This is a genomic window from Variovorax sp. E3 (genome assembly GCF_016082275.1).
Lineage (GTDB): Bacteria > Pseudomonadota > Gammaproteobacteria > Burkholderiales > Burkholderiaceae_C > Variovorax.
In genome coordinates this window covers 1-6,327 of sequence record NZ_MOWM01000253.1, presented here as the reverse complement: position 1 = coordinate 6,327, position 6,327 = coordinate 1, and the positions used below count along the sequence as shown (strand labels likewise).

Here is a 6,327-nt window from a genome sequence, read left to right as displayed (position 1 = left end):
CGGCCGTCGCGCGCGCCAGCGTGCTCGGCGGCTTCGCGGCCGCGCCGGGGCTGGACGAGCCCACGCTGCGCGCGCTGGTGACGCAAGCCAACTTGGACGTGGTGGCGCGCCAGGCCGAGGGCGGCAAGCTCGCGGGCATGCGCTCGACCATCGTGTTCGCGGCCATCGACCTGGAAGACCACGCGCTGGCCTGGGTGCACAGCGGCGACAGCCGGGCCTACCTGTTTCGCGGCGGCGCCATCGTCGCGCGCACCACCGATCACAGCCTGGTGCAGCAGATGGTGGCCGGCGGCATGCTCGACGAAGAAGGCGCGCGGCTGCATCCGCAGCGCAACATGCTGCTGTCGGCGCTGGGCTCCGTCGAGGAGGCGCCCGACATCGCCGTGTCCGACCGCATGCGCCTGCTGCCCGGCGACGTGCTGCTGCTGTGCAGCGACGGCGTGTGGGAGCCGCTGGGCGACGAGTGCCTGATCGACACGCTGCACGCCTCGCGCACGCCCAGCCAGTGGACCGAGCTGCTGGACACGCTGATCAAGGCCCATGCCAAGCCGGGCCACGACAACTACACGGCGCTCACGCTGTGGGTCATCGAGGACGCCGAGGACGACGTGACGCGGCTGATGCCCGAGAGCGCCTGACCCGAAAGCGCCTGACCCGAAAGCGACCGGCGAAAAAAAGCCCGTCCACCGGACGGGCCATGAGGAGACGAGGGAAGAAACCGCCGCGTCAGGCGCCACCCGTCGCCGGCACGATCACGGGCGCGACGTAGGTGTACTTGTTGGCCGTCTTCTTCACGCGCTTGAGCGCGCTGCGCAGCAGCTGGGGCACGTCCTGCCGGTTGGGCAGGTTGGTGTAGTTGTCGATGCCCTGACGGTCGCACAGGTTCGCGCAGCCGTTGTTGAGCAGGTCCAGCGCATAGCGCGTCTTCGACAGCGTGCTGGAGGCGCCCACCGCGCGGAACGGATCGAAGATGCCGTCCGCCCTGAGGTTGCTGCCGCGCGCGATCGCCTGCTGCTGGAAGTGCACGATGTGCCTCTGCGTGATCGGCCCCTTGGCGCCGTCCACCGCGATCACTTCGGTCTCGCCGGGCGGCGGGTCGAAGCCGTCGTTGAAGCCCATCAGTTCGTAGTAGAAGATCCGCAGCAGGGCCTGCACCAGCATCACGTCTTCACGCGTGTTGGAACCGATCAGTCCGACCGACCAGTCGATGTTGTAGGCCAGGCGCGGATTGCCGCTGGTGCCGATGAATGAGGTGCTGAATGCCATTGCATTGCTCCTTGTTGGCGCACGCGCCGGGCGCGCGTGCCTTCGGTCAGCGGGTTTCGGTGGTCGGCACGTTCCAGCCGAACTTCACTTCGCCGCCGGCGGCGCCCTTGTCGTCCTGCGCCTTGTAGGCGAACTCGATGTCCTTGAACGAGCACGACACCTGCTCCTGCACGTCGCCGCCCTGCGCGCCGCCGGGGGCGACGCTGGAGATGAACACTTCCTTCAGCGTGACCTTCAGGTACTCCTGCTGGCCCTCGCCCGACTTGCGGCAGGTCATGACCATGTCCTTGAAGTGCTTGCCGCCGACGCAGTTCTTGGCAAGCACCGGCGAGGCCTTGTCGTAGGCGTGCACGAAGTGGAAGTCGCCGGGCGTGGCCTTGCCCTTGCCCGAGCCGCCGCCGGAGGTCGCGCCCGATGCATTGCTCACATTCCACGACCACGACGAGATCTCGATCTCGTCCTTGTGGTCCTTGTGCGAAGACTCGCCCTTGACGCCGTCGAGCTTGATGTGAAAGTCGGAAGACATGTTCTTACTCCTTGGAACCCGATTGCGCTCGGGCGGTTGATGATCGAGAGTGATGCGAAGGCTGCCGGCTTGCGGAAGGGGCCGTGGAGCGGCAGCTGTTCATAGAACGAAACGGAATCCGGATTTCCAAAAGAAGAAACCGCTGATTCTTTTCAGTTCGCGCCCTTGGCCGACGGCAGCTTGGACACCAGGCGCAGCGACACCGTGAGGCCTTCGAGCTGGTAGTGCGGGCGCAGGAAGAACTTGGAGGTGTAGTAGCCGGGGTTGCCCTCCACTTCCTCGACGATCACCTCGGCCGCGGCCAGCGGCTTCTGCGCCTTGGTGGTCTCCGACGAGTTGGCGGGGTCGCCGTCCACGTAGTTCATGATCCATTTGTTGAGCCAGCGCTGCATGTCCTCGCGCTCCTTGAAGCTGCCGACCTTGTCGCGCACGATGCACTTCAGGTAGTGCGCGAAGCGGTTGCAGGCGAACAGGTAGGGCAGGCGCGCGGCCAGGTTGGCGTTGGCGGTGGCGTCGGGGTCGTCGTACTCGGCCGGCTTGTTCAGCGACTGCGCGCCGATGAAGGCCGCGAAGTCGGAGTTCTTGCGGTGGATCATCGACAGCAGGCCGGCCTTCGAGAGCTCGGCCTCGCGCCGGTCGCTGATGGCGATCTCGGTCGGGCACTTCTGGTCGACGCCGCCGTCGTCGCTGGGGAAGGTGTGCAGCGGCAGGTTCTCCACCGCGCCGCCCGACTCGATGCCGCGGATGCGCGAGCCCCAGCCGTAGAGCTTGTACGAGCGGTTGATGTTGGTGGCCATGGCGTAGGCCGCGTTGGCCCAGGCGTACTTGCCGTGGTCGGCGCCGGCGGTGTCTTCCTCGAAGTCGAACTCTTCGACCGGGTTGGTGTTGGCGCCGTAGGGCGTGCGCGCCAGGAAGCGCGGCATGCACAGGCCCAGGTACTTGGAGTCGTCCGACTCGCGCAGGCTGCGCCAGCCGGCGTACTCGGGCGTGGAGAAGATCTTGGTCAGGTCGCGCGGGTTCGCCAGCTCCTGCCACGACTCCATCTGCATCAGGTTGGGGCTGGCGCCGGTGATGAAGGGCGCGTGCGCCGAGGCCGCGATCTTGGCCATCTCGCCGAGCAGCTCCACGTCGGGCGGGCTCTGGTCGAAGTGGTAGTCGCCCACGATGGCGCCGAAGGGCTCGCCGCCGAACTGGCCGTACTCCTGCTCGTAGATTTTCTTGAACATCGGGCTCTGGTCCCAGGCCGCGCCCTTGAACTTCTTGAGGTTCTTGGCCAGCTCCTGCTTGGAGATGTCCATCACCCGGATCTTCAGGTTCTCGTCGGTCTCGGTGTTGTTCACCATGTAGTGCAGGCCGCGCCACGCACTCTCCAGCTTCTGGTAGTCGGGGTGGTGGATGATCCGGTTCACCTGCTCGGTGAGCTTGGCGTCGATCGCGGCGATCATGGCCTGGATCGACTTGGTCACGTCCTTGCCGATGACGGTGCTGTTGGCCAGCGCCTGCTGCGCCAGCGTGAGCACGGCGGCTTCGACGGCGCTCTTGGCTTCGTCGCTGCGCGGCTTGAATTCCTTTTGCAGCAGCGAAGAAAAGTCGCTGCCCGCGTACGCGACATCTTTCAGCGCGCTCTGTTCGAGTGCTTCGGCCATGGTGGGTTCTCCTCGTTAACCGGTGTGTGTGATGTCGGCGTCAGGCGGCGGGCGTGCCGCCGTCTTCGGGCTTCTTGCTGGAAGCCAGCGTCTGCAGCAGGGCCGGGTCCTCGAGCACCTTGGCCAGCAGGTCTTCGGCGCCGCCCTTGCCGTCCATGTAGGTGACCAGGTTCGACAGCTGCGTGCGCGCCTCGAGCAGCTTGTTCAGCGCGCCCACCTTGCGGGCCACGGCGGCGGGCGAAAAGTCCTCCATGTTCTCGAAGGTCAGTTCCACCTTCAGGTCGCCTTCGCCGGTGAGCGAGTTCTCGACCGCGAACGCGGCGCGCGGCTTCATGGCCTTCATGCGCGAGTCGAAGTTGTCGACGTCGATCTCCAGGAACTTGCGATCGGACACCGCCGCGAGCGGGTCGGCCGGCTTGCCCGAGAGGTCGGCCAGCACGCCCATCACGAAGGGCAGCTGCACCTTCTTCTCGGCCCCGTAGAGCTCCACGTCGTACTCGATCTGGACCCGGGGCGCCCGGTTGCGGGCGATGAATTTCTGACTGCTCTTGGCCATGGAGATGCTCCTTGCGGGTGTGAATGGGGGAAGGGGTCCGGTGCGGCGGGGCCTACTCGGACGGGCGCCGGCCGGTGACCGTTTCGATGGTGTCCATCGCGTTCGGCGCGAGGTTGGCCATGATTTCGAGGAAGCTCACGCCGATGAGCTTCTTGGCACGCTCGATCAACAGCGGCGCGGGGTTGCCGGGCTCGGCCTGCTCGAGGTAGCGGATCACGCGGTCGAGCATCTGCACCGCGTCCTGGCGGTTCTGGATCTCGCCGCGCGCGGCGGCGGGGCGCGATGCCGGGGCGCCTTCGGCTGGAGTTTCTGCATCGCCCCCGGCGGCTTGCGCGGCCGCATCGTCGGGCGAACCGCTGGCGGCGGCGCAGGCTTTGTGCAGCACGCGGCCGATGTTGCGCAGCGCGTCGAAGTCGACCGCGTCGGCGCGGCCGGTGCGCTCGGCAAGGAGCTTCTGCAGCCGGTCGACGAGCGCCGGCACGCTGATGGCGGCCTGCATGGCTTCGGGGCGCTCGGCCTGGATGGACTCCAGGCCGCCCTGCACCTGCGCCATCGAGTACGCGGACTCGCCGCCGACGGTTGCCAGCGCGTTGTGCGCAATGGCGATGTCGCGCACGCGGATCGCACCGACCCCGCGCGCATGCCGACCTGCGCCTCGTACAGGTCGCGCAGGCCCATGCCTTCGTCGCTCAGCGGCGCGAGCGCGTTCAGGCGCATCGTCGGGTCGTTGTCGTCGTCCGCATCCAGCTTTGGATGTATGCCGTCCCAGAAGGTGTCCAGCAGCGAGGTCAGCAACTGCAGCCCCGACGCGAAACCCGTCACGCCCTGCATGCGCGTGGACGCGCGCAGCAGCAGCACGGCGGCGCGCACGTCCTTGCTGCGGCGCAGGATCATCGCGGACTGTTCGGCCACTTCGCGCCACTCGGGTTCGACGGCGGGGATCACGGTGTCGCCGAACTGCTGCTCGGGCTTGCCCTGCGCGGCGGCCACGAGCGCGGTGAAGTCGGCGTCGTACTCCAGGTCGTCGCCGCACGGCGAGGCTTCGCCGATGGGCGCGAGCAGTGCGGAAGCCAGTTCGTGAGTCAGCATGTTGCCTGTTGGAGTTGGCTGGTGATAATCAAAGATGCGTCTTGACCGGTCAATGCAACGAAGGGAATAGCATGCGCACGCTGGGTACACACCATTCGTCCTATGAAGGCTTGCGTGCTGCGTTATCGCGGCGCGACATCGCGGTCCTTGGCCTTGCTGCAGCGGGTCTTTCGATGGCGGGCTGCGCGAGCAAGCCGGTGGTCACGACGGTCGCCGTCACGCTCACGGCAGGCCCCGATGCCAACCCCGACGCGCGCGGCCGCGCCTCGCCGCTCACGGTGCGCGTGTATGCGCTGAAGTCGCCCGGCCCGTTCGAGGGCGCCGACTTCTTCTCGCTGTTCGAGAAAGACCAGGCCACGCTCGGCGCCGAACTCGTGCAGCGCGAAGAAGTGCTGCTGCGGCCCGGCGAGAGCAGGAAGCTCGACTTCAACCTGCCGCCCGACGCCAAGGCCATCGGCGTGATGGCGGCGTTTCGCGACCTGGACCGCGCGCGCTGGCGCGAGGTGCGCCCGGTCACCACGGGCAAGGCGCAGTCGCTGGACGTGCTGCTCGGCGCGCGGCAGATGCGCATCGACGCGAAGTAGCCAACCGCGGCCGCGCGGGTCTAGGGAACGGGCGACGGCCGGCCCGGCCGCACCAGCGGCTGATCGGCCGGCAGGAAGTGGCCGAACAGGTCGGTCGCGAAGGCCCCGCCGGTGCTGTCCGACGCGGCGGCCGTGAGGTACAGGCCGCGCCAGCGCGGCGCGCGCGTGCCCTTGCCGTGGTGCTCCAGCAGCACCTGCGCGAACGCGCGCAGCCCGGGTTGCAGCGCGCGCACGGCCTCCACGAATTGATGCACCGCGAGCCGGCTCGCAGGCTGCGTCTGTTCGCGCAGCAGCGCCATGCGCAGCGCATGCAGGTGCTGTGCAAGCGGCTCGAACACCGCGTCGAGCCGTTCGGCGGCCGGCGTGGCGATGAAGGGCGAAGGGTCGGTCAGCCGGTGCCCCACCGCCTGCGACAGCAGCTCGGGTGGCAAGCGCCGCGCAGCGCGGCATAGCCCGGGAGCTGTTCGAGCCCGGTCACGACGAGGTAGGTCGGCATCTGCAGGCGCAGGGTGTCGCAGGTCTCGTCGAGCAAGCGGCGCACGCGCGCGGCCCGGGCCTTCAGTTCTTCGGCATCGGCCTGCAGCAGCTCGCCCGCCGACACGCACGCCACCAGCCCGTTGAGCGGCAGGCGGTCGCGCCGCTCGGCCAGCGCGAGCAGCG

7 protein-coding genes and 2 pseudogenes are annotated in these 6,327 nt (G+C 68.0%); 2 read left to right on the top strand and 7 right to left on the bottom strand.

Annotated elements, in window-relative coordinates; all coding sequences use genetic code 11:
* On the top strand, positions 1 to 638 hold a 638-nt coding region (locus tag BMG07_RS39165), incomplete at its 5' end, for a PP2C family serine/threonine-protein phosphatase (protein WP_198088996.1).
* A gap of 88 nt (positions 639 to 726) precedes the next feature.
* On the opposite strand, the gene BMG07_RS39160 is transcribed toward BMG07_RS39165, so the two are convergent.
* The 6 genes and pseudogenes from BMG07_RS39160 to BMG07_RS44510 form a co-directional block, all read right to left on the bottom strand.
* Positions 727 to 1,266 carry a peptidoglycan-binding domain-containing protein gene (locus BMG07_RS39160; RefSeq protein WP_198088995.1) on the bottom strand — a complete coding sequence of 180 codons (540 nt, stop codon included), beginning with the start codon at positions 1,264 to 1,266 and terminating at the stop codon, positions 727 to 729.
* A 46-nt stretch (positions 1,267 to 1,312) separates the two neighbouring features.
* Positions 1,313 to 1,792: a type VI secretion system tube protein Hcp gene (locus BMG07_RS39155; RefSeq protein ID WP_198088994.1), complete on the bottom strand. Its 480-nt coding sequence runs from the start codon at positions 1,790 to 1,792 to the stop codon at positions 1,313 to 1,315.
* Positions 1,793 to 1,944: 152 nt separating this feature from the next.
* Positions 1,945 to 3,438 carry a type VI secretion system contractile sheath large subunit gene (gene tssC, locus BMG07_RS39150; RefSeq protein WP_198088993.1) on the bottom strand — a complete coding sequence of 498 codons (1,494 nt, stop codon included), beginning with the start codon at positions 3,436 to 3,438 and terminating at the stop codon, positions 1,945 to 1,947.
* 40 nt (positions 3,439 to 3,478) lie between these two features.
* Positions 3,479 to 3,994, bottom strand: a complete 516-nt coding sequence (tssB, locus tag BMG07_RS39145; RefSeq protein WP_198088992.1) for a type VI secretion system contractile sheath small subunit — start codon at positions 3,992 to 3,994, stop codon at positions 3,479 to 3,481.
* Positions 3,995 to 4,046: 52 nt separating this feature from the next.
* Positions 4,047 to 4,610, bottom strand: coding sequence for a hypothetical protein (locus BMG07_RS44515; protein WP_307867297.1), 564 nt, complete (start codon positions 4,608 to 4,610; stop codon positions 4,047 to 4,049).
* A 131-nt stretch (positions 4,611 to 4,741) separates the two neighbouring features.
* A pseudogene (locus BMG07_RS44510) lies at positions 4,742 to 5,083 on the bottom strand (ImpA family type VI secretion system protein); the annotation flags it as partial.
* Between the two features lie 71 nt (positions 5,084 to 5,154).
* On the opposite strand from BMG07_RS44510, the gene tssJ reads away from it, so the two are divergent.
* A complete protein-coding gene (tssJ, locus tag BMG07_RS39135) occupies positions 5,155 to 5,667 on the top strand; it encodes a type VI secretion system lipoprotein TssJ (protein WP_198088991.1) in 513 nt (170 codons plus the stop codon).
* A gap of 20 nt (positions 5,668 to 5,687) precedes the next feature.
* On the opposite strand, the pseudogene BMG07_RS39130 reads toward tssJ, so the two are convergent.
* A pseudogene (locus BMG07_RS39130) lies at positions 5,688 to 6,268 on the bottom strand (type VI secretion system protein).
* Positions 6,269 to 6,327 lie beyond the last annotated feature (59 nt).

Coding starts and splice junctions, on each gene's coding strand:
- BMG07_RS39160 (WP_198088995.1), bottom strand. CDS start 1,266: ATGGCATTCAGCACCTCATTCATCGGCACCAGCGGCAATCCGCGCCTG.
- BMG07_RS39155 (WP_198088994.1), bottom strand. CDS start 1,792: ATGTCTTCCGACTTTCACATCAAGCTCGACGGCGTCAAGGGCGAGTCT.
- tssC (WP_198088993.1), bottom strand. CDS start 3,438: ATGGCCGAAGCACTCGAACAGAGCGCGCTGAAAGATGTCGCGTACGCG.
- tssB (WP_198088992.1), bottom strand. CDS start 3,994: ATGGCCAAGAGCAGTCAGAAATTCATCGCCCGCAACCGGGCGCCCCGG.
- tssJ (WP_198088991.1), top strand. CDS start 5,155: ATGCGCACGCTGGGTACACACCATTCGTCCTATGAAGGCTTGCGTGCT.